19 protein-coding genes and 1 riboswitch are annotated in these 25,638 nt (G+C 74.8%); of the genes, 4 read left to right on the top strand and 15 right to left on the bottom strand.

What is annotated here, in order from left to right:
* Window positions 1-103: 103 nt before the first annotated feature.
* From VKV23_01520 to VKV23_01505, 4 genes are all read right to left on the bottom strand, one after another.
* Window positions 104-1,099 carry an SDR family NAD(P)-dependent oxidoreductase gene (locus tag VKV23_01520; GenBank protein ID HLI14719.1) on the bottom strand — a complete coding sequence of 332 codons (996 nt, stop codon included), beginning with the start codon at window positions 1,097-1,099 and terminating at the stop codon, window positions 104-106.
* Window positions 1,092-2,741 (bottom strand): thiamine pyrophosphate-binding protein, encoded by a 1,650-nt coding sequence (locus VKV23_01515; protein HLI14718.1) that lies wholly within the window; start codon window positions 2,739-2,741, stop codon window positions 1,092-1,094. Before VKV23_01515 ends, VKV23_01520 begins: the two co-directional genes overlap by 8 nt.
* Window positions 2,738-4,147 carry an MmgE/PrpD family protein gene (locus VKV23_01510; GenBank protein ID HLI14717.1) on the bottom strand — a complete coding sequence of 470 codons (1,410 nt, stop codon included), beginning with the start codon at window positions 4,145-4,147 and terminating at the stop codon, window positions 2,738-2,740. The genes VKV23_01515 and VKV23_01510 overlap by 4 nt, the downstream gene beginning before the upstream one ends.
* Window positions 4,148-4,280: 133 nt before the next feature.
* Window positions 4,281-5,510, bottom strand: coding sequence for an ABC transporter substrate-binding protein (locus VKV23_01505; protein ID HLI14716.1), 1,230 nt, complete (start codon window positions 5,508-5,510; stop codon window positions 4,281-4,283).
* A gap of 239 nt (window positions 5,511-5,749) precedes the next feature.
* Window positions 5,750-5,855, top strand: a riboswitch (TPP riboswitch).
* Between VKV23_01505 and thiC the strand changes: the two genes are divergently transcribed.
* The gene (thiC, locus tag VKV23_01500; protein HLI14715.1) at window positions 5,844-7,553 is read left to right on the top strand and encodes a phosphomethylpyrimidine synthase ThiC; all 1,710 of its coding nucleotides are present in this window, start codon (window positions 5,844-5,846) and stop codon (window positions 7,551-7,553) included. (Overlaps the previous riboswitch by 12 nt.)
* Window positions 7,554-7,589: 36 nt before the next feature.
* On the opposite strand, the gene VKV23_01495 is transcribed toward thiC, so the two are convergent.
* From VKV23_01495 to VKV23_01485, 3 genes are read right to left on the bottom strand one after another with little or no spacing between them, the layout of a single operon-like run.
* Window positions 7,590-8,489: a molecular chaperone TorD family protein gene (locus VKV23_01495; protein HLI14714.1), complete on the bottom strand. Its 900-nt coding sequence runs from the start codon at window positions 8,487-8,489 to the stop codon at window positions 7,590-7,592.
* Window positions 8,486-11,422 (bottom strand): molybdopterin-dependent oxidoreductase, encoded by a 2,937-nt coding sequence (locus tag VKV23_01490; GenBank protein HLI14713.1) that lies wholly within the window; start codon window positions 11,420-11,422, stop codon window positions 8,486-8,488. The genes VKV23_01495 and VKV23_01490 overlap by 4 nt, the downstream gene beginning before the upstream one ends.
* Before the next feature lie 17 nt (window positions 11,423-11,439).
* Window positions 11,440-13,005 (bottom strand): 4Fe-4S dicluster domain-containing protein, encoded by a 1,566-nt coding sequence (locus tag VKV23_01485; protein HLI14712.1) that lies wholly within the window; start codon window positions 13,003-13,005, stop codon window positions 11,440-11,442.
* 74 nt (window positions 13,006-13,079) lie between these two features.
* Here VKV23_01485 and VKV23_01480 point away from each other — a divergent pair, with 74 nt between their 5' ends.
* Window positions 13,080-14,003 (top strand): LysR family transcriptional regulator, encoded by a 924-nt coding sequence (locus VKV23_01480; protein ID HLI14711.1) that lies wholly within the window; start codon window positions 13,080-13,082, stop codon window positions 14,001-14,003.
* A 31-nt stretch (window positions 14,004-14,034) separates the two neighbouring features.
* Here the strand turns inward: VKV23_01480 and VKV23_01475 are convergent, their stop codons facing one another.
* The 6 genes from VKV23_01475 to VKV23_01450 form a co-directional block, all read right to left on the bottom strand.
* Window positions 14,035-15,267 carry an MFS transporter gene (locus tag VKV23_01475; GenBank protein ID HLI14710.1) on the bottom strand — a complete coding sequence of 411 codons (1,233 nt, stop codon included), beginning with the start codon at window positions 15,265-15,267 and terminating at the stop codon, window positions 14,035-14,037.
* Between the two features lie 244 nt (window positions 15,268-15,511).
* Window positions 15,512-16,252 carry a PIG-L family deacetylase gene (locus tag VKV23_01470; protein HLI14709.1) on the bottom strand — a complete coding sequence of 247 codons (741 nt, stop codon included), beginning with the start codon at window positions 16,250-16,252 and terminating at the stop codon, window positions 15,512-15,514.
* A gap of 54 nt (window positions 16,253-16,306) precedes the next feature.
* Window positions 16,307-17,551, bottom strand: coding sequence for a dihydrolipoamide acetyltransferase family protein (locus VKV23_01465; GenBank protein ID HLI14708.1), 1,245 nt, complete (start codon window positions 17,549-17,551; stop codon window positions 16,307-16,309).
* Between the two features lie 39 nt (window positions 17,552-17,590).
* Window positions 17,591-18,574, bottom strand: coding sequence for an alpha-ketoacid dehydrogenase subunit beta (locus tag VKV23_01460; GenBank protein ID HLI14707.1), 984 nt, complete (start codon window positions 18,572-18,574; stop codon window positions 17,591-17,593).
* Between the two features lie 10 nt (window positions 18,575-18,584).
* The gene (pdhA, locus tag VKV23_01455) at window positions 18,585-19,631 is read right to left on the bottom strand and encodes a pyruvate dehydrogenase (acetyl-transferring) E1 component subunit alpha (protein HLI14706.1); all 1,047 of its coding nucleotides are present in this window, start codon (window positions 19,629-19,631) and stop codon (window positions 18,585-18,587) included.
* A 71-nt stretch (window positions 19,632-19,702) separates the two neighbouring features.
* Window positions 19,703-20,170 (bottom strand): CBS domain-containing protein, encoded by a 468-nt coding sequence (locus tag VKV23_01450; GenBank protein HLI14705.1) that lies wholly within the window; start codon window positions 20,168-20,170, stop codon window positions 19,703-19,705.
* Between the two features lie 117 nt (window positions 20,171-20,287).
* Between VKV23_01450 and lpdA the strand changes: the two genes are divergently transcribed.
* Together lpdA and VKV23_01440 are read left to right on the top strand one after the other, a co-directional pair.
* Complete coding sequence (gene lpdA, locus VKV23_01445) at window positions 20,288-21,727, top strand: dihydrolipoyl dehydrogenase (GenBank protein HLI14704.1); 1,440 nt, start codon at window positions 20,288-20,290, stop codon at window positions 21,725-21,727.
* A gap of 18 nt (window positions 21,728-21,745) precedes the next feature.
* Window positions 21,746-22,948, top strand: coding sequence for an SLC13 family permease (locus VKV23_01440; protein ID HLI14703.1), 1,203 nt, complete (start codon window positions 21,746-21,748; stop codon window positions 22,946-22,948).
* On the opposite strand, the gene metE is transcribed toward VKV23_01440, so the two are convergent.
* The gene (gene metE / locus VKV23_01435) at window positions 22,945-25,275 is read right to left on the bottom strand and encodes a 5-methyltetrahydropteroyltriglutamate--homocysteine S-methyltransferase (protein ID HLI14702.1); all 2,331 of its coding nucleotides are present in this window, start codon (window positions 25,273-25,275) and stop codon (window positions 22,945-22,947) included. The genes VKV23_01440 and metE overlap by 4 nt on opposite strands.
* Window positions 25,272-25,637 (bottom strand): DUF488 family protein, encoded by a 366-nt coding sequence (locus tag VKV23_01430; protein HLI14701.1) that lies wholly within the window; start codon window positions 25,635-25,637, stop codon window positions 25,272-25,274. The genes metE and VKV23_01430 overlap by 4 nt, the downstream gene beginning before the upstream one ends.
* Between the last annotated feature and the right edge of the window lies 1 nt (window position 25,638).

Genomic DNA, 25,638 nt, shown 5'->3' with positions numbered 1-25,638 from the left:
CGCTTCCAGTCGGCTCGCCGATGCCGGCGGGCGCCCGCGCCCCCTCGGCGAGGCGGCCAGTGGCGGACCCCCGCTGCAATCGAGCGACGCGCCCCAGGCGTGCTCATCGCGGGGCGCCGAGCGCGAAGTGCTCGCCGACCTGCTCCTCGGACCACGCCCACAGGCGCTCGGCGGCGTCCTCGTCGAAGATCCACGGCGCGTGGTCGTCTGCCGACCCTGGCGCCCCCGGCTCGGCGACGACGCGGCAGCGGTAGAGGTAGGCGGCGCCGTGCGCGTCGAGCTCGGGCGCCGTGCACGCCCACACCGTCGTCGCGGCCGCGACCTCCACCGGGTAGCGGCGCTTGTCTCGACTCGCCGCCTCGACGAGCTCGGGCCGCTCGTTGCTCGCGCCCGGGGAGGTGGCTCCGGGGCGAACGGTGAAGGCGTGGACTCCCCGGTTCCCGAGCCGCCGCTCGAGACCGAGGGTGAAGAGCGCGTTCGCCGTCTTCGACTGCCCGTAGGCCTCGCGTACGTCGTAGGGGCGGCGCAGGTAGTGGGGGTCCTCCCAGCGCATCGAGGAGTCGCGGTGGGCGCCCGAGCCCACGTTGATGACCCGGGCGCCGTGCTCGAGGAGGAGCGGCGCGAGCCGACAGGTGAGGAGGAAGTGGCCGAGGTGGTTCGTGCCGAGGCTGAGCTCGAAGCCCTCGAGCGTGCGCGGGGCCTCGGTCACCGGCCCGAGCGAGCGGGGGGTGACGCCGGCGTTGTTCACGAGCAGGTCGAGCGCCTCGCCGCTCGCGCGCACCTCCTCGGTGGCACGACGGACGCTCGCGAGCGAGGCGAGGTCGCAGACCAGCGCGTCGACGAGCGCACCGGGCGCGGCGCGCTCGATCTCCTCCTCGGCGCGCGCGAGCCGCCCCGGGTCGCGTCCAGCCAGCACGACGCGTGCCCCGGCGGCCGCGAGCGCCCGCGCGCTCTCCAGGCCGAGCCCCGCGGTGGCGCCGGTCACGATGGCCCGCCGGCCCGTGAGGTCGACGCTGCGCACGACGTCCGTCGTCGTCGACCACTCGCCGAGCGCAGCGGGCGTCGCCAGCCCGGTGCCAGCGCGCGAGGGTCTAGGCATCGAGACCGTAGAAGCGGCGCCGGTTCGGGATGCTGGGGACGTTGCGGGCGATGCGCACGTCGACGAGGGACGGCGCCGGATCGGCGACGAAGCGCCGTAGCGCGTCGCGCAGCTCGTCGAGGGTGCGGCACAGGGACCCTCGGCCGCCCATCGCGTCCGCGACGCGGCCGAGGTCCGGCGTCGGGATGGCGGTCATTCGCAGGTCCACCCCCTTCGCGTGCATCGAGTGGTACTCGGCCGCCATGCCCTCGTCGTTCATCACGACCACGAGGAGCGGCACCCGGTAGCGGACGGCGGTCTCGAACTCGGCGAGGTGCATGAGGAACCCCGCATCGCCCTCCATCAGGAAACCGGGGCGTCGCCCCATCGCGATCACGGCGCCGATGGCCGTCGTGAGGCCCTGGCCGATCGCCGCGAAGTGGAGGTTCGGCAGGAGCCAGTCTCGCGCCTTGTTGCACAGCATGATGCCGAAATGGTTCTGCTGGCCGCCCCCGAGGATCATCCCGACGTGCGCCGGCAGCTCGGCGTCGAGCGTCCGAACCACGTCGCGCGGGTCGAGCGTGCCGGGCGGGAGATCGAAGCTGGCCGGGTCGTCGAGTGCTGAGGCGAGGCGTGCCGTCAGTTCGGGGCGGTGGAAGCCCTCGCGTCGTACCCCGGCGCGCGCGAGTGCGGCGTCGAGCGCCTCGAGGCCGGGGCGAGCGTCGGACTCGACGTAGCAGTCCGCCGCCCGACCGTCGCCCATGACGAGGTGCGGCCTCGTGTCGAACTGGACGAAGCGCGCCGCGGGGAAGAGGTAGCCGGACTCGGTCGTGTAGATGTTGAGGCTCGCGCCCGCGGCGATGACGCAGTCGGCCGCCGCGAAGCACTCGATGGCTACCCGGCTCGAGAAGAGGCCGCACACGCCGACGTGGTAGGGGTAGTCGTTCAGCCAGTTCTTCGCCATGAGCGTCGTCGCGACCACGGCGCCGAGTCGATCGGCGAGCGAGCGCACCGCCGCGCCCGCGCCCGAGCGCATCGCACCGCGTCCGACGAGGAGCACCGGCCGCTCGCTGGCGGCCACGAGCTCGGCGGCTCGCTCGATGGCGTCTGGTTCTGGCCAGATGGGTGACGGGTCGATGATCGAGGCCGACGGCACGTACTCGTCGTCGTCGTCGAGCTCCTGGTCCTTCACCTCGACTGGCATGCTCAAGATGATCGGGCGCGACTCGATCCTCGCCCGGTAGAAGGCGCGCTGGATCGCCGCGTGGGCGCGCTCGGCGCTCGTGAGGCGTACGAACCCGGCCTCGATCGCGGCGGCGAAGCGCGCCTGGTCGAGGTGCTGCGCATTCTGGTCGTCCCCGAGCGGCACGTCGCCGCAGAACGCGACGAGCGGTGTGCGGGCTCGGCTCGCGGCGAGGGCGGTCGTGGCGAGCTGGGCGCAGCCGGGGCCGCCCGTGGTCGTGCACACGCCGGGCACCCCGGTCATGCGCGCCCACCCGTCGGCCATGGCGAGGCCCGCCCCCTCGTGGCGGACGTGGACGACCTCGACGCCGCGCTCGCCGAGGCGTTGCATCCAGCGGGCGTTCGCGTCGCCCATCATCCCGAACACGGCCGTGACGCCCTCGGCCGCGACCGCGGTCGCGAGCGCTTCGTCGACCCTCATCGTGTGCCGCGCGCCGCACCGTCGGCGGCGAAGCTGCCGAGGAGGGCGAGGAGGCCGCGCACGTCGGGTGCGCGCGCGACCTCCCAGAGCGCGGCTCTGATCTCGTCGCGCACGTCGTCCTTCACGACGCCGGCGCAGATCTTCTGCAGCTTGGCGTCGATGTCCTCGCGTGTGAGTGGGTTGCGGAAGTGGCCCTTCGGGAAGGTGACCTCGCGCGCGAAGGTCTCTCCCGTCGTCTTCCGGATCGTGATCCGGACGCAGGGGTTCCCGGCGATCTCGAGCCCGGGCGGCCGGTAGTTGGCGGTGAGTGCGGGGTCCTCGACGATCCTGATCTTCGCCATCAGGGGGCGCAGCGCCGGGTCCGCGATGCGCTCGGGGCGGAAGGAGTCCAGGGTGACCTCGCCGTCGACCATCGCGACGGCGAGGAGGTAGGGGAGGCTGTGGTCGGCCGTCTCGCGCGTCTTGGGGTCCCACACACTCGGGTGCGAGCCGATCTCGCTGTAGACGATGCGGTAGGCCTCGACCTCGACGGAGGCGATCTCCTCGATCGCCGTCCAGGCGCGGATCTCGGGGACGATGCCGAGCAGGCCCTGCGCGTGGGTCTCGGCGGGGTACGCCTTCAGGTGCGAGAGCTCGACGACCCGTGGTCCGTCCGGGTAGACGGGCAGGGACAGCTCAAGGGGGCCCGAAACCTGCTCGATGACGCCGTGGCGCCCCTCGAAGGGCTCGCTGGGCCCGGTGAAGCCCTCGCGCGCCAGCGCAACGGCGTTCGTCGCGTTGAGGATCGCCGCGGCGGTGGCCGCGCCCTTCCAGTGCGAGAGCTCGCCGCGACGCGTCACCATGAGCGGGATCGCCGGGACGATCGAGATCGACACGGCGTTGGCGAGCTGGTCCGCACTGAGGCCGTAGAGCCGGCCGATGCCGAGGGCGGCGGCCACCCCCATGAAGGTGCCCTGGTCCCAGCCGCGTTCGTGGACGGGCGCGGCGTTGCCGAGGGCGCCGAGGACCTCGTAGGAGAGCGTCATCGCCTCGAGGAGCTCGACGCCTGAGGCCCCGACGACCTCGGCCGCGGCGAGGAGCCCGGCGACGAGGTCGCTCGGGTGTCCGCCGCCTCGAGCGAGCATGCCGTCGTTCCAGTCGAGCGCGCGAACCATCACGGTGTTGGCGAAGGCGCCGTAGGCAGGTGCCGAGGTGATGCCCGCGCCCAGCACGGTCACCGGCGTGTCGCTGCCGACGCGTGACGCGACGCGCACCGCGGCCTGCGCCGGCTCGGTGAAGTAGCCCGCGATCGCGCAGGCGAGCGAGTCGGCGAGGTGACGAACGGCGAGGTCGCGCGCGGACTCTGTCAGGTCCGCCCACGCAAACCCGAGGGTGTAGTCGACCAGTCGGCGCGTCGTGGCGTCCATTCCCCTTCCTCGCTCCTTCGTCGTGGCGTGCTCGGTGGCGTGCGCGCCCGGTTCGTCGCGTGCTCGCCGGCCCCGGATCTCCCCCAGCTGGCGGCCTGCGGAGGCCCGACGTCGCGGGACGGCTCGCCGCCGTCTAGCCGCCGCGCAGCGCCCGGCGCAGCGATGCCGGCAGCTTGTTGCGCAGGTACGCGGGCAGCTGCCGCAGCGCGTTCTTGACGAAGACGTTGTCGACGAGCTGGCCGTAGGTAACCGACAGGGTGCTGCCCTTGATCCCCATGTTGGCGATGCGCTCGGCCGTCGTGAAGCCGCCGAGCGTCATCGACGGGCCGACCCAGAAGTCGTAGTCGCCGTGGAAGATCTTGCTGAGCGCCGTCGGGTCGGTGATGTCGATCGTCTTGTTGTAGGCGTCGCTGATCCGCTCGGCGAGGGTTGGGTGCTCGTGGGCCCAGGCCCAGGCCTCGGTGAGCGCGTTCACGAACGCCTGGACGCTGTCGCGGTGCGCCCGCAGGAAGGAGACGGTCGTCACCGCGTAGAGAGTGTCGGCGCTCGCGACCGGCGGGAGGAGCCCGAGGTTGATGGTCACCGTGCCGGGCAGGACGGCGGTCGGCGGATCGTTGACGAGCGCGTCGGTCGTCCCGTGCTCCACGGCGGCCTGCTGGGCCGAGGCGTTGCCGACGGGGACGAAGGTCACGTCGCCGTTCGGTCCGTACGACACGCCGTTCTGGCGGAAGACGGCCACCGCGTAGTCGTAGGCGGGTGCAGCGAGGCTCGTCACGGCGACGGTGAGGTGGGTGCGGCGCAGGGCGGCGAGCTGCTTCCTCGCCTGCGCGGGGGTCGAGCCGGCCGACGGGATGCCCTTCGCCCGCGCGACGCTCGAGCTGATCGTGATCCAGAAGGGTCCGCCGCGGCGCACGTTGTAGACGGCGATGACCGGTTCGCCGGCCTGGCGCGCCGCCATCTCGGTGGGCGTCGCGGTGAGCAGGAAGTCCTCGTGGTTGCCGATGAAGGCGGCGATCGCGCCGCTCGCCGAGCCGCCCGAGGAGTTGACGATCTGGGCGTTCAGGCCGTTCTTCTTGAAGAAGCCGGCGTTCTCGGCGACCCACGCCGGGAGCATGTCGGCCGTGTAGTTCCCCGTGACCGTGATGTTCGCCTGGCTGAGCCGCTTCTTCTTGCCCTTCGCCTTGTGCGCGACGGCCGTGCCGTGCGCCGCGCGCCGAGGCGCGGCGAGCGCCGGCGTGCCGGCGAGGGCCGTGGCCAGTGCGGCGGCCAGGCCGGCGACGGCGGCGGAACCGAGCCTCCGTCTCGGTCGGCGCTCGAGGTGGCGCGAACTGGACTGTGCGGTCGGGACGGCTCCGGTCGACATGGTGCTCCCCCTTGTCACTCCACGCGATCGCCGGCGAACCGTCCGCTGCCCAACCCGCCTGCGGCGGGCCTTCTCCCTCCCGCTCGGGGCGGACGGCTTGTATGCAAAGGTATACCAACTCGCGGTGGCGGTCAAGTTCGGGGACGGTGCTCCTGCCCGACGCTCGGGGATGCCCGTCCTCGCGAGGCTCGACGAGGGCCGTCACGGGCGGTGACACGAACGGTGCCCGGTGGGTAAGAATCGTGGTGCACGGGAGCCCACAGCGGGCTGAGAGGGCGCCACCGGCGCCGACCGTCGAACCTGATCCGGGTCATGCCGGCGGAGGGAGGCACGATGCACGCGACGCGTCGCAAGATCTACCTCGAGGAGCCACGCTTCGGCGTCCGGGTGCCCTTCACCGAGGTCGTCCTGAGCGAGCCCTCGGGCGGCCGCTCCTCGCTCCTCCTCTACGACACGAGCGGTCCGGGTGCAGAGGGCGGGGCTAGTCTGCCGGCGCTCCGCCGGCCCTGGATCCTCGGTCGTGGCGACGTGGAGGCCTACGAGGGCCGCGCCGCCTCGGCGCGCGACGACGGGCGCGCGAGGCTCCGGCGAGCCGGCGTCGCCGGGGGGCGCCCCGCCGGCGCGCCCCGGGCGCGTCCGCTGCGGGCGCGTCCGGGGCGGACGGTGACGCAGCGGCACTACGCGCGCCGCGGGGAGATCACGCCCGAGATGGCCTTCGCCGCACGGCGCGAGGGCGTCGAGCCCGAGGTCGTCCGCGAGGAGCTCGCCGCCGGACGGGCGATCCTGCCGGCGAACGTCAACCACCCCGAGTCCGAGCCGATGGTCATCGGCCGGCGCTTCCTCGTCAAGGTGAACGCGAACATCGGCAACTCGGCGGTGACCTCCTCGATCGACGAGGAGGTGGCCAAGCTCGCGTTCGCGACGCGCTGGGGAGCCGACACGGTGATGGACCTGTCGACCGGCCCCGACATCCACACGACGCGCGAGCAGATCCTGCGCCACTCGCCGGTCCCGGTGGGGACCGTCCCGATCTACCAGGCGCTCGAGAAGGTGGACGGCCGGCCGGCGGAGCTCACCTGGGAGCTGTATCGCGACACGCTCGTCGAGCAGGCCGAGCAGGGGGTCGACTACTTCACGATCCACGCCGGCGTGCTCCTGCGCTACGTGCCGCTCACCGCGAGCCGCGTGACGGGCATCGTGAGCCGGGGCGGCTCGATCATGGCCGCCTGGTGCCTCGCGCACCACGAGGAGAACTTCCTCTACACCCACTTCGAGGAGATCTGCGAGATCCTCGCCGCCTACGACGTGGCCGTCTCCCTCGGCGACGGGCTGCGGCCGGGGTCGATCGCCGACGCGAACGACGCGGCGCAGTTCGCCGAGCTCGAGACGCTCGGGGAGCTGACCGAGCTGGCCTGGCGCCACGATGTCCAGGTCATGGTGGAGGGTCCCGGGCACGTCCCGATGCACAAGATCGAGGAGAACGTCGAGCGCGAGGCGACACTGTGCCGGGGCGCCCCCTTCTACACCCTCGGCCCGATCACGACGGACGTCGCGCCCGGCTACGACCACATCACGTCGGCGATCGGCGGGGCGATGATCGGCGCAGCAGGTGCGGCGATGCTCTGCTACGTCACGCCGAAAGAGCACCTCGGGCTGCCCGACCGCGAGGACGTGAAGCAGGGGCTCATCGCCTACAAGATCGCGGCGCACGCGGCCGACCTCGCCAAGGGGCACCCGGGCGCGCAGGCGTGGGACGACACCCTCTCCGCGGCGCGCTTCGCCTTCCGGTGGGAGGACCAGTTCAACCTGGCGCTCGACCCCGAGACCGCTCGCGCCCTCCACGACGAGACGCTGCCGGCGCCGGCGGCCAAGACCGCCCACTTCTGCTCGATGTGCGGGCCGAAGTTCTGCTCGATGCGCATCACCCAGGACGTGCGCGAGCTCGCGGCGCGCTCGGGGCTGACCGAGGCCGACGCGATCGCGGCGGGGATGCGCCAGAAGTCCGAGGAGTTCATCGCCCAGGGCGCCTCCCTCTACCACTGAGGCGCCGCCGACGAGGCGGTGCGCGCCCGGGCGTCGCTAGGGCGCGAGGCGGGCGAGCAGGGCGGCGGTCGCTCGCGCGCGCCCCTGCCAGAAGGCGCGGATGCCCGCGTGCGGCTGGGGGGCGGCCCGGTGGAGCCGCTCCCAGCGGCCCGCCTCGCGCGCCAGCCAGGCGAGCGTCGCCCGCCGGTCGGCGGCGAGCAGGGCCTCGAGCGCGAAGCGCCGCTCGCCGACGCGTGCCGCGAGCCCGAGCCTCCCCGCCCCGCTGGCGAGGCGCCGGCGCGTCAGCACCATGCCCGAGCGGATCGCGACGGTGGCGAGGCGGGCGACGTCGTCGACACCCTCCTCCGCTACCGCCGGCGCCGCGCGCAGCGCGAGGGGGAGGTGCGCGGACGCTCGGGCGCGGCGCGCGCTCGCACCTCCCGCTGGCATGGCGAGCGCCGCCCCGACGAGGCGCGCCCAGCGCCGGTAGGGGGGGCTGCCCGCCTCGCGCACGGCGACGAGGAAAACCGGCACCCACGACCACAGGTGCTCGACGAGGAGCACCTCGCGAGCCCGGGCGATCCGGGCGCGCCGTGACGAGCCGGGCGCCTCGCCCGCCTCGAGCTCCCCGAGGGCGGCGAGCAGGGCGAGGATGCTCGCGAGGTGGTCCGGCTCGGTGGGCGGCTCGCAGCCGAGCGCGCGCCAGAACCCCGCGACGCGGTCGGTCGCCTCGCCGCCGAGCATGCCGTCGGGCCCGAGGTAGACCGACGCGTACGGCGGGCACTCGAGGACGAAGGTAGCCGTGTGCTCCTCGCCACTCGGGAGCGGGAGGCCGAGCGACGCGGCGATCCGGCGGTGCTCGGGGGACGGTCGCTCGCAGAGCGCGCCGAGGGCGCGCAGCAGCTCGGAGCGCCCCGCCGCCGGCGCCTGCCGGCGCGTGACCGCCGGCGCGCTCACGGTCCCGACGGGAGCGCCCAGGCCGCGTCGGCCGGCCGGAGCGGGCGCATCAGCCAGGAGGGGCGGCGGGTCCCGTCGGGCGAGAACCGGTCGGCCGGACGCGTCAGGGCGAGCCAGCGCCGGTAGACGTCCCGGGCCTTCGCCGTGTCGACGACGACGTCGCCGAAGGCGTCCCCGGGCCGTGCCGGCCCGACCCGTACGGCCTGGTGCCAGCAGTGCATCCCGGAGATCGGGTCGGGCTGGACCGGGAAGGTGAGGTTCTGGTGCACGCCCACGTCGGTCCACCAGATCCGCGAGGTGTCCGCGTCGGCCGAGCGGTAGGGGGCGACGCCTGCCCGGCGTCTGAGCGCCCAGCTCGACGGCGAGCGCTCGAGCCCGACGGTCGCCATGGCCTGGCCCTGACCCAGCCGATGGCCCTCCGGCTTCCAGCGCCCCATGTGGTGGCTGCAGGCGACGACGCCGGGGCGGATGCCCTCGGTGACGTAGGCACGCGCCACGAAGTGGCCGATCGCCGTCTCGACGCGCACGAGGTCCCCGGTCGCCGCGATGCCGAAGCGCTCGGCGTCGCTCGGGTGGATCCACACCGGGTTGGCGTGCGCGAGCTCGTCGAGCCACTTCGCGTTGGCCGAGCGGGTGTGCACCTGCGTCGGGAGGCGGAAGGTCGAGAGCAGGACGGCCTGGCCCGGTTCGAGCGCACGGGGGTGGACGTGGCTGCGGATGTAGCCGGGCAGGGCGTGCTCGGGCCAGCCCCATGCAGCGAGCGTCGAGCTGTAGAACTCGAGCCGGCCCGACGGCGTCGGGAACCCCCGGCGCACCACGCCGTCGACGAGCACCCCGACGGCGCGCCGACCCTCGGGATCGGGCGGGGGCATCCCGGTCGGGACGATGTTTCGCTCCTCGGGCTTCGGAGCGGCCGTGTAGACGCGGCCGAAGCGGTCGACGGCGACGTCGACGAGCTCGGCGTCGGGCACCGGCTCCTCGTGGCGCTGGCCGACGCCCGAGGCGATCTCGAAGGCCCCGTAGCGGCGCATGTACTCGAGGGGCGTGCAGCCCTGGTCCGCGGCGGCCTCGGCGAGGCCGGGAACGGAGTGCTCGAAGAGGTAGCCGTAGTACTCGTCGACGCCGAGCTTCGTCCCCGGCGAGGTGCGCGACTCGAAGTAGCGGCGGATGCCGAGCTCGCCGTCGGGGTCGATGCGCCAGGAGAGCTCGATCCAGAACTCGTTCTCCTCCCAGACCTCGCCTGGGTTCACCGCCCGGGTGTCGGCGACGGGCTGCCCGAGGCGCTCGCGCGCGGCGCGCAGCACGGGCTGGCGGAAGGCGATCCACTGCCCGTCGTACTGCTCGTAGGAGTGGGTGTCGTGGCGCTCCGGCCCGTGGCCCATCGGCAGGACGAGGTCGGCGAAGAACGCCGACTCGCTCCAGGTGGGGGTGAGCGCCACGAAGCAGCCGACGAGACGCTCGTCGGTCAGTACCTCGACCCAGCTCATCCCGTCGGGGTTCGTCCACACGGGGTTGTAGACGCGCACGAAGTAGGTGTCGAGCCGTCCGCGGCCGTCCTTCAGGAAGTGCGGCAGCAGGAAGGAGAGCTCGTTCTGCGCGAGCGGGTACTCGAGGGGGTAGGTGAGCTCGTTCCAGGTCTCGGGGTGGCCCGGCAGGTGGATCGGGCGCGGCACGAACTTGTTCCACGCGTTCGGGAAGACGCCGCCCTCGGTCGCGACGGCGCCGAGCAGGGCGGAGAGCAGGAACAGCGTCCGGGAGACCTGCCAGCCGCCGAGGTTGCCGGCCGCCGCGGAGCGCCAGTTGTGGGCCGAGAAGCGGGTCCCCGCTGCGGCGATGGCCTCGGCGACCTCGGCGAGCACGGCGGCGTCGACGCCCGACTCGCTCGCCGCGAACTCGAAGGTGTAGTCCGCGTACAGGTCGTGGAGCACGGCCTCGAACGACTCGAACTCGCAGGGCAGCTCGGGGTGGCACGCCGAGAGGTACTCCGCCCAGTTCCACCAGCGCCGGACGAACTCGCGGTCGTAGCGGCGGGTCCGGATGATGTGGTTGGCGATGGCGAGGTTGATGGCCGCCTCGCTGCCCGGCCACGGCGAGAGCCACCAGTCGGCGTGCGTCGCGGTGTTCGACAGCCTCGTGTCGCAGACGATCACCTTGGCGCCGCGCTCGCGTGCCTCGGTGATGCGCTGGGCGTGCGGGTTGAAGTAGTGGCCCGCCTCGAGGTGGGAGCTGATGAGGTAGATCACCTTCGCGTTGGCGTGGTCCGGGCTCGGCCGGTCGATCCCCATCCAGAACTGGTAGCCGGTGCGCCCGCCGCTCGAGCACACGTTCGTGTGCGAGTTGTGCCCGTCCACGCCCCAGGCGGCGAGGACGCGCTCGGTGAAGCCGTCCTCGCCGGGCCGGCCGACGTGCACCATGACCTCGTTGCGGCGCCCCTCGACGATCGCGGCCCGGATCCGGCGCGCGAGGTGGTCGAGCGCCTCGTCCCAGCTGATCTGCTCCCAGCGACCGCTGCCGCGCGGCCCGACCCGTCGCAGCGGGTAGAGGATGCGGTCGGGGTCGGTGACCTGGTTGAGCGTCGCCGGCCCCTTGGCGCAGTTGCGGCCGCGCGAGCCGGGGTGCTCGGGGTTCCCCTCGAACTTGCGGATCTCGAGCGTGTCCCGGTCGACGTAGGCGAGGAGGCCGCAGGCCGACTCGCAGTTGAAGCACGTCGTCGGGACGAGCATCGTGCGCCGCTCGCGCCGCTCCGGCCAGGCTCGGGAGTCGAGCTCCACCCAGTCGTCCCAGCGCTCCCTCGGCGGGAAGGCGCCGAGGTGGACCCGAGAGGCCCCCGGGTAGAAGGTCTCCCCGCGGGCTTCGACCTCCTGGCGCGCCGCGCTGACGAGTCCCGCGAGGTCGGCGAGCTCGACCTCGCCGCCACGCCGCCGGGCGCGCACGGCTCGACCTTGCCGCCTCACGCGAGCGGCACGGACTGGCCGGCGCGCACGAAGGCGTGCTCGTGGGCGAGGACGCCGCCGAGGGCGAAGGCCGCGGCGATCGCCCCGACGAGCGGCGCGGCGAGCGCCACGGCGACGGCGAGGATGCCGACCCAGAAGGCGACCGCCTGGCTGCCTCGGGTCATCTCGCGCACGGCGAGGCGGCCGTGCGCGCTCGGGTGCGCCGTCGTCACCTCGGCCCCGACGAGCGCGAGGTGGGCGGCGGCCGACGAGCAGACCAGCCAGGCGAGCAGGGGGCGTACCGTCGCCGGACCGAGCGCCTCGCCAGCGAGGAGCGCCGTCGCTGCACCGAGGAGCGCTGCCTGCACGGCGAGGTGCGGGGCGAGGAGGGGGCTCTGCCACAGGTCGCGCGCCGTCGCCTGGGCGAACAGCCAGGCCGTGTAGCACGCTGCGGCGAGCGCGAGAGCGACGCCGAACGCGCCGGCGACGCGCTCGGTCGCCACCGAGCCGGCGAGGGACCCGCCGAGGTCAGCGGCGAGGCCGGCGCCGAAGGCGGCGAGGAGGAAGGCTCCCCGCACGAGCCAGCTCCGGAGCTGGTGCTTCGTGAAGATGAGGTAGAAGCGCCAGGGGTGCTTCAGGTCGGCGATGAGGAGGACCCCGGTGAGCGCGAGGAAGGCGAGGCCCGCGCCGGGTGCGAAGAAGCGCACGAGCGCCGCCTGGAAGCCCAGCCGCCCGGCGAGGGCGAGCAGGACGGGGACCGCGAAGCCGCCGGCGGCGAGCCCCTTCGTCCAGGTGTAGCAGCTCACCCGCCAGCCCCACGGGACGGTGTGGGGCACGTCGTAGGAGAGGAGCGCCTCGGCGCTTGAGGCAGGACGCGAGACGCCCGCGGCGACGCCGCCCGTGCGGCCGCGCTGGAGCGCCCACGCGAAGAGGCCGCCCTCGGGGCGGCGCGCGGCGAGGGGGTCGAGCGTCGCCTCGTGCGCGCCGCGGTAGAAGACCTTCGGGTTCGTGTGCTTCTCGGGGCGCCGCACCGTGACGGCGGCGCGCCCGACGGCGCGCGCGACGGCGGAGGCGGGGTCGTTCAGGTCGCCGACGAGGATCGCCCCGGTCGGGCAGACGACGACGCAGGCCGGCTCGAGCCCGACCTCGAGGCGGTGCGCGCAGAAGTTGCACTTCTCGGCCGAGTGGTCCTCTGGGTTGATGAAGATCGCGTCGTACGGGCAGGCCGCGATGCAGGCCTTGCACCCGATGCAGATCCGCTTGTCGAAGTCGACGATGCCGTCGAGCCGGCGGAACATCGCGCCGGTCGGGCACGCGGCGACGCAGGGCGCGTCGTCGCACTGGTTGCACCTCGTCACCTGGAAGGCACGTCGGGTCGCGGGGAAGCGGCCGACGTCGACGGACTTGACGTAGGTGCGCGTCACCCCGAGCGGTACGTCGTTCTCGGACTTGCACGCCGTCGTGCAGGCGTGGCAGCCGATGCAGCGTTGCTGGTCGAGCAGCTTCGCCCAGCGCACGGTCGTGCCGGCCTCGCTCGGCGCGCGTCCCGGCACCGCGATCGCGCGCTCGTTCGCCGCCTCCACTGGGCAGCGAAGCGTACGGGCGCGCCGTCCCACGGTCCAACGAATCATTTCTCTCATTTGGATAAATTTTCAGAATGGAAAGCGATCCTCCACCGGGCAGCGAAATCACGCTCGCCCAGCTGCGGGCGTTCGTGGCGGTCGCGCGCCACGAGCACGTCACGCGGGCCGCCGAGGAGCTCGGCTGCAGCCAGCCGGCGGTGAGCCACCAGCTGCGCTCGCTCGAGGCGCTCGTCGGCCTCCCGCTCCTCGAACGGGTCGGCCGACGCGTGCGCCTGACCGCCGAGGGAGCCGCCCTCGTGCCCGCCGCTTCCGGCGTGCTCGGCGCGCTGCGGGCGCTCGAGGAGGTCGTCGCCTCGCGCCGGAGCCTCGGCTCGGGGCGCCTGCGCCTCGCCGCGAGCAACACCGTCGGCATCTACCGCCTCCCGAGGTGGCTCGCACCCTTCGTCGCCCGCCACCCCGCGCTCGAGGTCCAGGCGCGCCTCGTGAACACGGCGCGGGCGCTCGAGCTGCTCGAGCGCGCCGAGGTCGACTGCGCCCTCATCGAGGGGCCCGGCGAGTGCGACGGCTTCGAGGTGCTGACGATCGAGCGCGACGAGCTCGTCCTCGTGGCCTCGAGCGGCCACCCGCTCGCGCAGGTCGCCCCGGTGACCGCCGACGACCTCGCCGAGCACCGCTACCTCGCGCGCGAGGACGGGTCGGGGACCGAGGCGCTCGCCGCGCAGCTGCTCGGCGCCGCCTACCGACGCGGCCCGGTGCTCGAGCTCGACCAGATCGACGCGGTGCGCGGCGGCGTGCTCGCCGGCATCGGCTACGCCGTGCTGCCGCGCCTCGCCGTCGAGGGCGACATCGCCGCGGGGCGGATCACCTGCCTCGCCACGGCCCGCGCCGCGCTCGAGCGCGAGCTTCGCGCCGTGCGCCGCCGCCGCTCCCACCCACCGGCGCTCGCCGCCTTCTGGCGGCACCTCGCGGGGCTCGTGGGCGCCGCCTCGCCGACGTAGGCCGGGCGAGGCGGCGCCAGGGTGGCGACGCTCACGGCGGGCTGGCGGCGCCGGTACGGCCGAGCGCCATCGGCACGAACGCGACGAGCGCGGCGGCCTGCGTCGCGAGGACGAACACGTGCAGGCCGGCGAGCGAGGTGTCGTAGAGGGCGCCGATGATCGCGCTGCCGCCAAGCCACGCCAGCCCGTAGGCCGCGGTGAAGGTGCCGTAGCCGGTGCCGCGACGGGCGGCGGGCACGAGGTCGGTGACCGCGGCGCGCATCGTCGACTCGTGCACCCCGACGGCCGCACCCCACACGAGGGCCCCGATCCAGGCGAGCACCGGCCGGTCGCTGAAGGCGAGGAACGGTACGACGGCGGTCAGCGCCGGGAGCGCGAGGAGGCCTCGGAGACCGATCCGGTCGTAGCACCAGCCAGAGGCGAGCGCCGCGAGCGCGTCGACGCCCATGGCCGCGGCATAGACGATCGGGATCTGCCAGGCGGGCAGGACGCGGGCCACGGCGAGGTGGTAGGCGAGGACGCCGAAGGTGGCGAAGCCCAGCATCGTGAGGGCCGTGAACGCGCTGTAGGCCCAGAAGCGGCGAGAGAAGCGCCACCACGGCTCGGGCGTGCCGGCGCGAGCAGCGGCGACGGCGTCGCTGCCGACGGGGTCGTAGGCGGCAGGGGTCGGCACGGCACGGCGGAGGTGCCCGAGCAGGGCGACCGCGAGCGCCCCGGGGATCGCGAGTACGGCGAACCCGAGCCGGAAGCCGGAGAGCGCGATCATGCCGGCGACCACCAACGGCCCGAGGAGGGCGCCGGACTGGTCGAGGGCCTCGTGGACCGCGAACGCCCGTCCGCGGCCCAGGCCGGCACTGGCGTGGCCGAGCATCGTGTCGCGCGCCGGGGTGCGCACCGCCTTCCCGAAGCGCTCGGCGACGACGGCGACCGCCGCCTGCCAGAGCGTGGCGACCGCGGCGAGCAGCGGCACGGCGGCCACGGTGATGACGTAGCCGGCGATGGTGATCGGCCAGTAGCGGCGGGTGCGGTCCGACAGCGGCCCGGTGACGAAGCGGAAGAGCAGCGCCGCGGCCTCGCCCGCGCCGGTCACCACGCCGACGACGGCGGCGCTCGCGCCGAAGGTGGCGAGGTACGGGCCGACGATGCTGCGGGCGCCCTCGTAGACGAAGTCGGCGAGCATGCTCACGACGCCGAACACGAGCACGAACCGCCAGGGGCTCAGCCGGTTCGGTGCCCGCTCCCCGGCGAGGAGGTCCGTGCGCACGGGTCGAGGCTAACCACCGGCTGCGCGAGCGGCGAGGCGAGCGGCCCACCGCCGGTGCCGGCGCGCCCCCGACGCTCGCGAGGGACCCGCCGAGAGGCGCCGCGCCCGTGGTCTCGGCAGCCCGGTGAGAGCTCGCCTGCGACGGCCTGCGTCGAGCTCCTCGGCGGTCAGCGGCGGCGCGGGGCGCGCGTCCGCGTCGGCCGGGTGTCCGCGACCCAGCGCACGAGCGCGCGGTGGGCGCAGGTCACAGGGCGAGCACCTCCAGCGCGAGCGCGGCCTCGCAGCCGGCGGCCGTCCCCGCCGCGGCCAGGCTCGCGCGCAGGGCGCGCGCGGCACCCTCGGGGCTGCCGACGGACGCCAGGTAGGCGCGGTGCTCGAGCAGGCCCGCGACGCCGGCCTCGACCGAGCCCGTGAGGTCGAGGGCATGCGTCGGCCGCGGCGAGGTGGCGCAGGCCGCGAGGTGCACGCCGTGCCACGGCTCGAGCCCCTCGCGGAGAAGCTCCCGGCAGACCCAGCGGTTGGCGGCGTCGCGCACGGCGTCGAGCGCCGCTCGGGCGACGACGCGGTGGTCTGCCAGGTTGAGCCCGCCGCCCCCGCCGCGCGCGTGCGGGCTGAGCGTGAAGACGGCGCCGGGACGGTGCCGCCGGATCGCCGCCGCGATCCGGCAGCGGAGGGCCACGCTGTACTCGATGGCACCGTCGGCGAACTCGGCGAACTCGACCGCGCGCACCCCGACGGCGCGCGCGGCGGCGAGCTGCTCGGCGCAGCGCAGGGGCGCCGCCGCCTCCGGTTCCAGGGCGTCGATTCCCGCCTCGCCTCTCGAGCAGACGAGGTAGGCGACGTGCTTGCCGCGCGCCGTCCAGCGGTGAGCGGCGGCACCGAGGCCGCTGTAGTCGACGTCGTCGGGGTGGGCGACGACGATGAGCGCCCGCTCGAAGGACTCGTCGAGGGGCGCGAGGGCCGGCTCCTCGGCGCGCGGCCCCACGCTCAGGCGCCGCCGTCGTCGGCTGGGACCGTGCCCGGGCGTCCCATCGGGTCGCTAGAGCACGAGGCCGAGGGGGTGCTCGAGCACGCGGCGCAGGTCGGCGAGGAAGGCCGCCGCACCGGCGCCGTCGAGTGCCCGATGGTCGACCGTGAGGGTGACCTTCATCGTCGTGCCGATCGCGAGCGCTCCGTCGCGCACCACCGGGGTCGGCGCGACGGCGCCGACCGAGAGGATCGCCGCCTGGGGCGGGTTGATGACGGCGGTGAAGTCGTCGATGCCGTACATGCCGAGGTTGCTGATTGTGAAGGTGCCGCCGCTCACGTCGTCCAGGGTGAGCGTGCCGGCCCGGGCCCGCTCGGCGAGGGCACGGGCCTCGGCGGCCACCTGGCGGAGGGTCTTCGCGTCGGCGTCGTGGACGACGGGCACGATGAGGCCGTCGGGGACGGCCACGGCGACGCCGATGTGGACTCGGCGGAAGCGGAGGATCCGGTCGTTCGCGAAGGACGCGTTCACCGCCGGGTGCTGGGTGAGGACGGTCGCGCACGCCTTCACGAGGAGGTCGGTGACCGTCACCCGCTCGCCGTCGGGGGCGAGGTGCTCGTTGAGCTCGGCGCGCAGGTCCACGAGGCGCCCGGCGTCGACCGTGCTCGTGAGCGAGAAGGTCGGCACGAGCGCGCTCTCGCTCAGCCGCTCCGCCGTACGGCGGCGCACGCGAGAGAGGGCGACCTCCTCGACGTCGGCGACGCCCGGGCCCGCCGGGGGCGTCTCGGGTGCGCGCGCCGTGCCGGCAATGGCGCGCTCCACGTCCGCGCGCACGACTCGTCCGCCCGGACCACTGCCCGAGAGGCTGGCGAGGTCGACGCCGTGGCGCCGGGCGAGCGTGCGGGCGAGCGGGGAGCTGCGCACCGACGCGGCCTCCTCGGGGGCGGCGGGCGGCGCGCCGCCGCCGGGCACGGGGGCGTGGCCGGGCGCGGCGTCGCCGGCGGGCACGGGTGCAGGTGGTGGTGCAGGTGGTGGTGCTGGGGCCGGTGCGCGCGGCGCCTCGGGCGTCGCCGAGGCCACGCCGGGCGTGCCGATCGACGCGATCGGCTGACCGATGGGCACCGTCGCGCCCTCCTCGACGAGGAGGCGCTCCACGACCCCGTCCTCGAACGCCTCGAGGTCCATCGTGGCCTTGTCGGTCTCGATCTCGGCGAGCACGTCGCCGCGCTGCACGCGCTCGCCCGGGCGCTTCAGCCAGCGGGCCACGGTGCCTTCCTGCATCGTGTCGGAGAGGCGGGGCATGACGACGTCGGCCACGTGCGCTCCTTGTCTCAACGTTGTCCCAACGGCCCAGTCTCAACGCCTACCGTCGAGCGTCTCGCGGATCGCCCGCTCGAGGGCAGCCGCGTCGGGGAGCGCGGCGGACTCGAGGGGCTTCGAGTAGGGGAGCGGCACCTCGGCTGCAGCGACCCGCCGCACCGGGGCGTCGAGGTAGTCGAAGGCGCCCTCCTGGATGGTCGCGGCGACCTCGGCACCGACGCCGTAGCTCAGCCAGTCGTCCTCGAGGACGACGGCGCGGGTCGTCTTGCGCACCGAGGCGCAGATCGTCGGGCGGTCGAGCGGGCGAAGGCTTCGCAGGTCGACCACCTCGACCGAGATGCCGTCCTCCTCGAGCCGCCGGGCGACGTCGAGCGCGATCGCCGCGGCCCGCGAGTAGGCGACGACCGTGACGTCGCGTCCGGCCTTCGTCACCTGGGCGGTGCCGATCTCGACGAGGTGGGGACCGTCGGGGACCTCGCCCCTCGTGTTGTACAGGGCGAGGTTCTCCACGACGAGGACGGGGTCGTCGTCGCGGATCGCTGCGGTGAGCAGACCCTTCGCGTCCGCGGGCGTGGCGGGCGCCACCACCTTCAGGCCTGGCATGTGGGCGTAGTAGACCTCGATGTTCTGCGAGTGCGTCGCCCCGAGCTGCTGGCCGCCGCCTCCGGGCGTCCGGATGACGAGGGGCACGGTCGCCTGCCCGCCGAACATGGCGTGCACCTTCGCCGCGTGGTTCACGATCTGGTCGATCGCGAGCAGGCTGAAGTTGATCGTCATGATCTCGACGACCGGCCGCAGACCGAGCATCGCCGCGCCGACGGCCGCCCCGACGAAGCCCGCCTCGCTGATCGGGGTGTCGCGCACGCGTCGCGGGCCGAACTCGGCGAGGAGCCCGGCCGTGATCTTGTAGGAGCCCTCGAAGACGCCGATCTCCTCGCCGATGAGGAACACCGCCTCGTCGCGCAGCATCTCGGCGCGCAGCGCGTCGTGGAGCGCCTGCCGGTAGCTCATCTCCGCCATCGAGCGTTCCTCAGGGTCTCTCGGTGGGGAGGGGGTCGCCCGGGAGGGCGCGTGGCGCGTTCGCCACCGGCGTCGCGTAGGCGTGGGCGAAGAGCTCCGAGACCGGCGGGTCCGGGCTCTCCTCGGCGAAGGCCACCGCGGCGGACACGGCCTCCTCCGCCTCGGCGTCGATGCGCTGGGCCTCCTCGAGGCTGAGGATCCCCGCCGCGATGAGGCGGGAGCGCCACGCCGGCAGCGGGTCGAGGGCACGCAGCCGCTCGGTCTCCTCCCGGCTGCGGTAGCGGGCGGGGTCGACGACCGAGTGGCCGCGCAGGCGGTAGCTCACGGCCTCGAGGAGGCGGGGCTGGCGCTGCTCGCGCGCCGCCTCGAGGGCGCGCCGGGCCGCGTCCCGCACCGCGAGGGGGTCGTTCCCGTCGACCCGCTCGCCGACGATGCGGTAGGAGCAGCCGCGCCGGTACAGCTCCGGCTCGCCCGACGCGGCCTCGACCGGCGTGCCCATGCCGAGGCCGTTGTTCACGCACACGTAGACGATCGGGAGCTTCCAGATCGCCGCCAGGTTGAGCGACTCGTGGAACGCCCCGGTGTTCGTGGCCCCGTCGCCGAGCAGGCACACCACGGCCTCGGCCTGTGGACCCGGCTCGCTTCGGTAGGCGATGGCGAGCGCCGCGCCGGTCGCGGGAGGCAGCTGGCCGCCGACGATGCCGTACCCGCCGAGGAGACGCCGAGCCGCGTCGAACAGGTGCATCGAGCCACCCCAGCCCCCCGAGACGCCCGTCGCCCGTCCGAACAGCTCGGCCATGACGCGCCCGGGCTCGACGCCGCGCGCCAGCGCGTAGCCGTGCTCGCGGTAGGTGGCGAAGAGGTAGTCGCGGGCCTCGAGCGCGTCGACGAGGCCGACGACGGTCGCCTCCTCGCCGAGGTTGAGGTGGCAGTAGCCGCCGATGCGAGCCTTCGCGTACATCTCGGCGGCGCGCAGCTCGAACGCCCGGATGAGCGCCATCTGCCGGTAGTACCCGACGAGGACCTCCGGCTTCTCGCCCGCGAGCTCGGCCGGCACGGCCCTCTCGGCGCCAGGTGCCTCGCCGGCTTCCTCGCCTGTCCGCCCCTGCCCTGCCCTCCGCCGCACGCTCAGCTCCCCGGGGGCTGCTCTTGGAGGACGAAGCGCTCCCGGCCGCCGAGGCAGCGCGGGCAGCCCTGCGGCGCCTCGGTGGAACGCACCGGCTCGCCGCAGACCTGGCAGACCCACTCGGTCGCGAGCGTCGCGACGAGGTCGGCGCGGCTCACGATCCCGACGAGCCTCCCGGCGCGCATGACGGGCACGCGCCGGATGCGCCGCTCGAGGAGGAGGTGGCGCACGTCCTCGACGTCGGTCTCCTCGCTCACGGTGATGAGCGCCGAGGTCATCACCTCGGCGGCGCTCGCTCCGGTCCGGGCGAGCAGGTCGTGCTCGCTCACGATCCCGATCGGAGCCCCGGCGGCGTCGACGACCGGGACCGCGCTGATCCGGCGCCGGACGAGGAGCTGCGCGATCTCGCCCACGGGGGCGTCGGGCGGGACGGTCACGACGGGCGTGGTCATGATCTCCCGGACGCGCACGGGCCCATTGTTACCGATCGCCGGCGCGGGCCGGCCAGGTGGGCGACGCGCGCCGTTCCCGGGTACGGTCTGTCGCGGCCGTCGGTCGCGGTCCGGCCGGCGACGGGGAGGTCGCGCATGGGCGAGCACCGTTCGGAGGAGTTCGACGTCGTCGTGCTCGGCGGCGGCACGGGTGGCTACTCGGCCGCGCTGCGCGCGAGCGGCCTCGGGCTGCGCGCTGCCCTCGTCGAGCGGGACCTCGTCGGCGGGACCTGCCTCCACCGGGGCTGCATCCCGAGCAAGGCGCTCCTGCACGCCGCGAGCGTGCGCGAGGCGATCGAGGACGGCGCCCGGCGGTGGGGGATCGCGTCGCAGGTCACCCGCGTCGACGCCAAGGCCCTCGGGGCGACACGCGACGACATCGTCGAGCGGAACTACCGGGGCCTGCTCGGCCACCTCGCCCAGGAGAAGGTCGCGCTCTTCGCCGGCACGGGCCGGGTCACCTCCCCGCGCACGGTCGAGGTCACCCCCGTGCCGGGCGGCGAGCTCACGGCGCCCGTCGAGCTGCGCGCCCGGCGCGGCCTCGTCGTCGCCACCGGCAGCAGGCCGCGCCAGCTGCCCGGCGCGCCCGCGGACGGAACACTGGTGGTGACCTCCGACGAGGCCACTCGCTCGGAGCACCTCCCGGCGTCGGTGCTCATCGTCGGCGCCGGCGCGATCGGCGTGGAGTTCGCCACCTTCTACCGGGCCTTCGGCGCCGAGGTGACGCTCGTCGAGGTGCTCGAGCGGGTGCTGCCGACCGAGGACCCGGACGTGAGCCGCGAGATGCAGCGAGCCCTGCGCCGCAAGGGCGTCGCCGTCCTCGTCAAGGCCCGCGTCGAGGAGGTCGAGGCGGTCGGGGGCGAGGTGCGCGCCGTCGTGCGCGGCGAGGACGGGGCGCGCACCATCGTCGCCGAGCGCCTGCTCAGCGCGATCGGCCGCGCGCCGGTGACCGAGGGCCTCGGGCTCGAGGAGATCGGCGTCCGCCTCGAGCGGGGCTACGTCCTCCCCGCGAGCTGGGAGCGGCTGGAGACCCACGTGCCGGGCGTGCACGTCGTCGGCGACGTCCTCCCGCCCCCCTCCCTCGCCCTCGCGCACGCCTCCTTCGCCGAGGGCCTCCTCGTCGCCGAGGTGCTCGCCGGCAGGGACCCGTCCCCGATCAGCTACGCGAACGTGCCGCGCGCCACCTACTCGCTGCCCGAGGCGGCGAGCGTGGGGCTCACCGAGCCCGAGGCGCGCGAGCGGGGGATGGACGTCGTCACCAACCGCCTCCCCCTCGGCGCGATCGCGAAGGGCCTCATCTACGGCGAGGGCGGCATGGTGAAGCTCGTGGCCGAGCGCGGCGGCCCCGTCGTCGGCGTCCACCTCGTCGGGCCGCACGTCACGGAGCTCATCGCCGAGGGCATGCTCATCACGAGCTGGGAGGCGCTGCCGCTCGACGTCGCCGACCTCATCCACCCGCACCCGTCGCTGTCGGAGGCGGTCGGCGAGGCGCACCTCACCCTGGCGGGTCGGCGCCTGCACCAGCTGCCGGCCTAGCGAGCGCCCGCGCTGGTCGTGCGTGGCCGCCTCCGGGGCGCCCTCAGCGCGGCGCTCGCCCGCACGGCCGGCGCAGCCGGGCGGCGGCCCGGCCCGCGGCGCGCCGCCTGGCGCGCGTTCGGTCTGGCGGGACTCGCGGGCCTGGCGGCCGCGGCCGGGGCGAGACCGGGCGCGGCCGCGGCGGCCGCCGCCCAGGACTGGCCCCCGTTCGTCCTCGTCACCGGGCTGCTGCTCGTCGGGCTCCTGGCCGACGGCGACGGGCTGTTCGCCGCCGCGGGCAGCGCGATCGCCCGGCTCGCGCCGGGCGGGGGCGCGCTCTTCCTCGGGGCGATGCTCGTCGTCGGCGCGGTGACGGCCGTCCTCAACCTCGACACGTCCGTCGCCTTCCTCACCCCGGTGCTCGTGCACTGCGCGAGGAGCCGGGACGAGGACGACTCGCCCCTCCTCTACGGCTGCCTGCTGTGCTCGAACGCCGGCTCCCTCCTGCTCCCGGGCTCGAACCTCACGAACCTCATCGTCCTCGGCCACCTGCACCTCGGCGGCCGCCGCTTCGCCGCGCGCATGTGGCTTCCGGCGCTGGCGGCGCTCGCCGTGACGATCGCCGTCGTGGCCGTCGCCGAGCGCCGTTCGCTGCGCGCCCGGCGCGACGCGCCCGGCGAGCCCGGCCGCCCCGTCCTCGGCCTCGGCGCGCTTGCCGTCGTTGCCGTGACCGTCCTCGTCGTCGTGCTGCGCGATCCGGCTCCGGCCGTCGCCGGGGTCGGCGCCGGCGCCAGCGTGCTCCGCCTCGCCGCCCGGCGCGAGCGCCCCGGCCGCGTCCTCGAGGTGCTGGGCCTGCCCGTCCTCGTCGGCCTCTTCGGCGTGGCGGTAGCCCTCGGCGTGCTCGGGCGGTCGTGGTCCGGCCCCGCCGACCTGCTCGCCCACCTCGGCGGGTGGGCGACGGGGGCGCTCGGCGCGGCGGTCTCGGTCCTCGTCAACAACCTGCCGGCGGCGTCCCTCCTCGCGGCGGGCCGCGTGCCGCACCCCTTCGCGCTCCTCGTCGGCCTCAACCTGGGGCCGAACCTGGCGGTCACCGGCTCGCTCGCCTGGCTCCTGTGGCTGAAGGCGGCGCGCGCTGCCGGCGCGCGACCGTCGCCGGCGCGCGCGAGCCGCATCGGGCTCGTGGCCGTGCCCTGCTCGATGGCCGCCGCCCTCGGCGCCCTGGCCCTCGCCGGTGCCCGCTAGCGTGCCGCGGCTCGGCCGTCGGTCGGCTGCGCCGCGAGCTCCGCTCGCACCGTCGCCGCCGCGGCGACGAGGTGGCGGAGCGCCGGCTCGACCTCCTCGTAGCGCCGGGTCTTCAGTCCGCAGTCCGGGTTCACCCACAGCCGCTCCGGCCGAAGGCGTTCGAGCGCCGAGCGCAGCAGCGCCGCGATCTCCGCCGCCTCGGGGACGCGCGGCGAGTGGACGTCGTAGACGCCGGGACCGACGCCGCCCGCGTAGCGGCTCGCGGCGAGCTCGCCCACGAGCGCCATCTTCGAGCGCGCCGCCTCGAGCGAGACGACGTCGACCTCGAGGTCGGCGAGCGCGTCGAGGATGTCGCCGAGCTGGGCGTAGCACATGTGCGTGTGGACCTGGGTGGCCGGGCCGGCCGGCGAGACCACGGTCCGAAAGGCGCGGGTCGCCCAGGCGAGGTAGGCGGGGCGCGCCGCGGCCCGGAGCGGGAGGCCCTCCCGCAGCGCCGGCTCGTCGACCTGGATGACGGCGGTCCCGGCGGCTTCGAGCTCGACGAGCTCGTCGCGAAGCGCCAGGGCGAGCTGGAGCGCCGTGTCGGACTCCGGCTGGTCTTCGCGCACGAAGGACCACCGCAGCATCGTCACCGGCCCCGTCAGCATGCCCTTCACCGGCCGGCTCGTCCTCGACTGCGCGTACCGGGTCCACTCGAGGGTGATCGGCGCGGCCCGGCGCACCTCGCCGAAGAGCACCGGTGGTCGGACGCAGCGCGAGCCGTAGGACTGGACCCAGCCCTCGGCTGGGAGCACGAAGCCGTCGAGACGCTCGGCGAAGTAGCGGACCATGTCGTCGCGCTCGGGCTCGCCGTGGACGAGCACGTCGAGGCCGATCTCCTCCTGGAGCGCGACGACGCGGTCGATCTCGGCGCGAAGCGCCCGACGGTACTCGTCGTCGCTCGTCGCGCCCGCCCGCCACGAGGCGCGAAGCGCCCGCAGCGCCTGGGTCTGGGGGAACGAGCCGATCGTCGTCGTCGGGAGCGGCGCCAGGCCGAGGCGCGCGCGCTGGGCGGCGGCGCGCTCCTCGGGTCGCGCCGAGCGACGCGGATCGGGCTCGACGGTGGCGATACGGCGCCGCAGCGCCGGGTCGACGATGCGCGGGGAGCGCCGGCGCGCCTCGAGGAGCGCGCGGTTGGCCGCCAGCTCCTCGGCGATCGCCTCGGCGCCCCCCGCAGCCCCGCGGGCGAGGATCCCGAGCTCGACGAGCTTCTCCTCGGCGAACGCGAGGAGGGGGCGCACCTCCTCGTCGAGGGCTGGCTCGAAGCGCAAGCCGAGGGGGACGTGCAGGAGCGAGCAGGAGGTCGACACGACGACCTCCCTGGCGAGCGGCGCGAGGCGGGCGAGGAGGGCGAGGGATCGCTCGAGGTCGTTCACCCACACGTTCCGGCCGTCGACCACCCCGGCGAAGCACACCCGCTGCCCGAGGCCGCCAGCGGCCTCGAGGAGCTCGAGGTTCTCCGGGCCGCGGCAGAAGTCGAGCCCGATCCCCTCGACGGGCAGCGAGGCGAGGAGGGGCATCGCCTCGCCGACGTGGCCGAAGTACGTGCTGAGCGCCAGCATCGGGCGCTCCGTGCGCTCGCCGAGGCGCTCGTAGGCGCGCCGGACGAGGTCGAGCTCCTCCGTGGAGCGGTCCTCGACGAGCGCCGGCTCGTCGAGGACCGCCCAGGCCGCTCCGTCGCCAGCGAGCGCGGCGAGCACCTCGGCGTAGACGTCCACGAGGCGATCGACGAGGCGCGCCGGCGCGACGCCCGGCTCCTCGGTGCTCGAGCGCAGGAGGAGGGTGCACGGTCCGAGGAGGACGGGCGTCGTCTCGATCCCGAGCCCGGCCGCCTCCGCGAGCTCGGCGCGCGCCTTGGAGGGGTCGGCCCGAAAGGCGGTGGCGGGGCCGACCTCGGGCACGAGGTGGTGGTAGTTCGTGTCGAACCACTTCGTGAGCTCGAGCGGCGCGACGAAGCGGCCGCCGACCGTTCCGCCGCGAGCGAGGGCGAAGTAGGCGTCGAGGCCGAGCGGGGCCCCAGCCGAGAGGCGCGCCGGCAGGGCGCCGGTCATGACCGCGGCGTCGAGCACGTGGTCGTAGAGGGAGAAGTCGTTCGAGGGGATGAAGTCGATCCCGGCCGCCGCCGCGGCGCGCCAGTTCGCCCGGCGGATCGCCGCGCCAGTCGCCTCGAGCTCGTCGGCGCTCGAGCGCCCGGCCCAGTAGGACTCGAGCGCCCACTTGAGCGCGCGCCCCTCGCCGATGCGGCCCATGCCGTGCACGGCGGTCCGCCAGCGGGCCGCCGAGGTCACCGGTGGGGGCGCTCCTCGAGCACCGCGCGCAGGACGGCCGCGCCGGAGCGGTCGACGTCGCGCGTCGCCGTGAGCAGCACGAGGGTGCCCGCGCGGGCGAGCGCGCGGAGTCGCTCGACCTCGGCAGCGGCCGGGGGCGCGCCGAGCTCAGCTCGGTAGCGGCGGGCGAACTCCTCGAAGCGCGCCGGCTCGTGCCCGTAGAAGCGCCGCAGCGCCTCGCTCGGCGCCACGTCCTTCAGCCACTCGTCGTAGTCGACGGCGGCCTTCGCCATCCCGCGCGGCCAGAGCCGATCGACGAGCACGCGGTGCTCGCCGGCGGTGCGCCCGGGGTCCTCGTAGGTGCGGACGATCTCCACGCCCACG

This window comes from Acidimicrobiales bacterium, from assembly GCA_035294085.1.
Classification (GTDB): domain Bacteria; phylum Actinomycetota; class Acidimicrobiia; order Acidimicrobiales; family Bog-793; genus DATGLP01.
The sequence above is the reverse complement of the archived record's forward strand: the minus strand, read 5'-3'. Positions and strand labels throughout refer to the sequence as shown.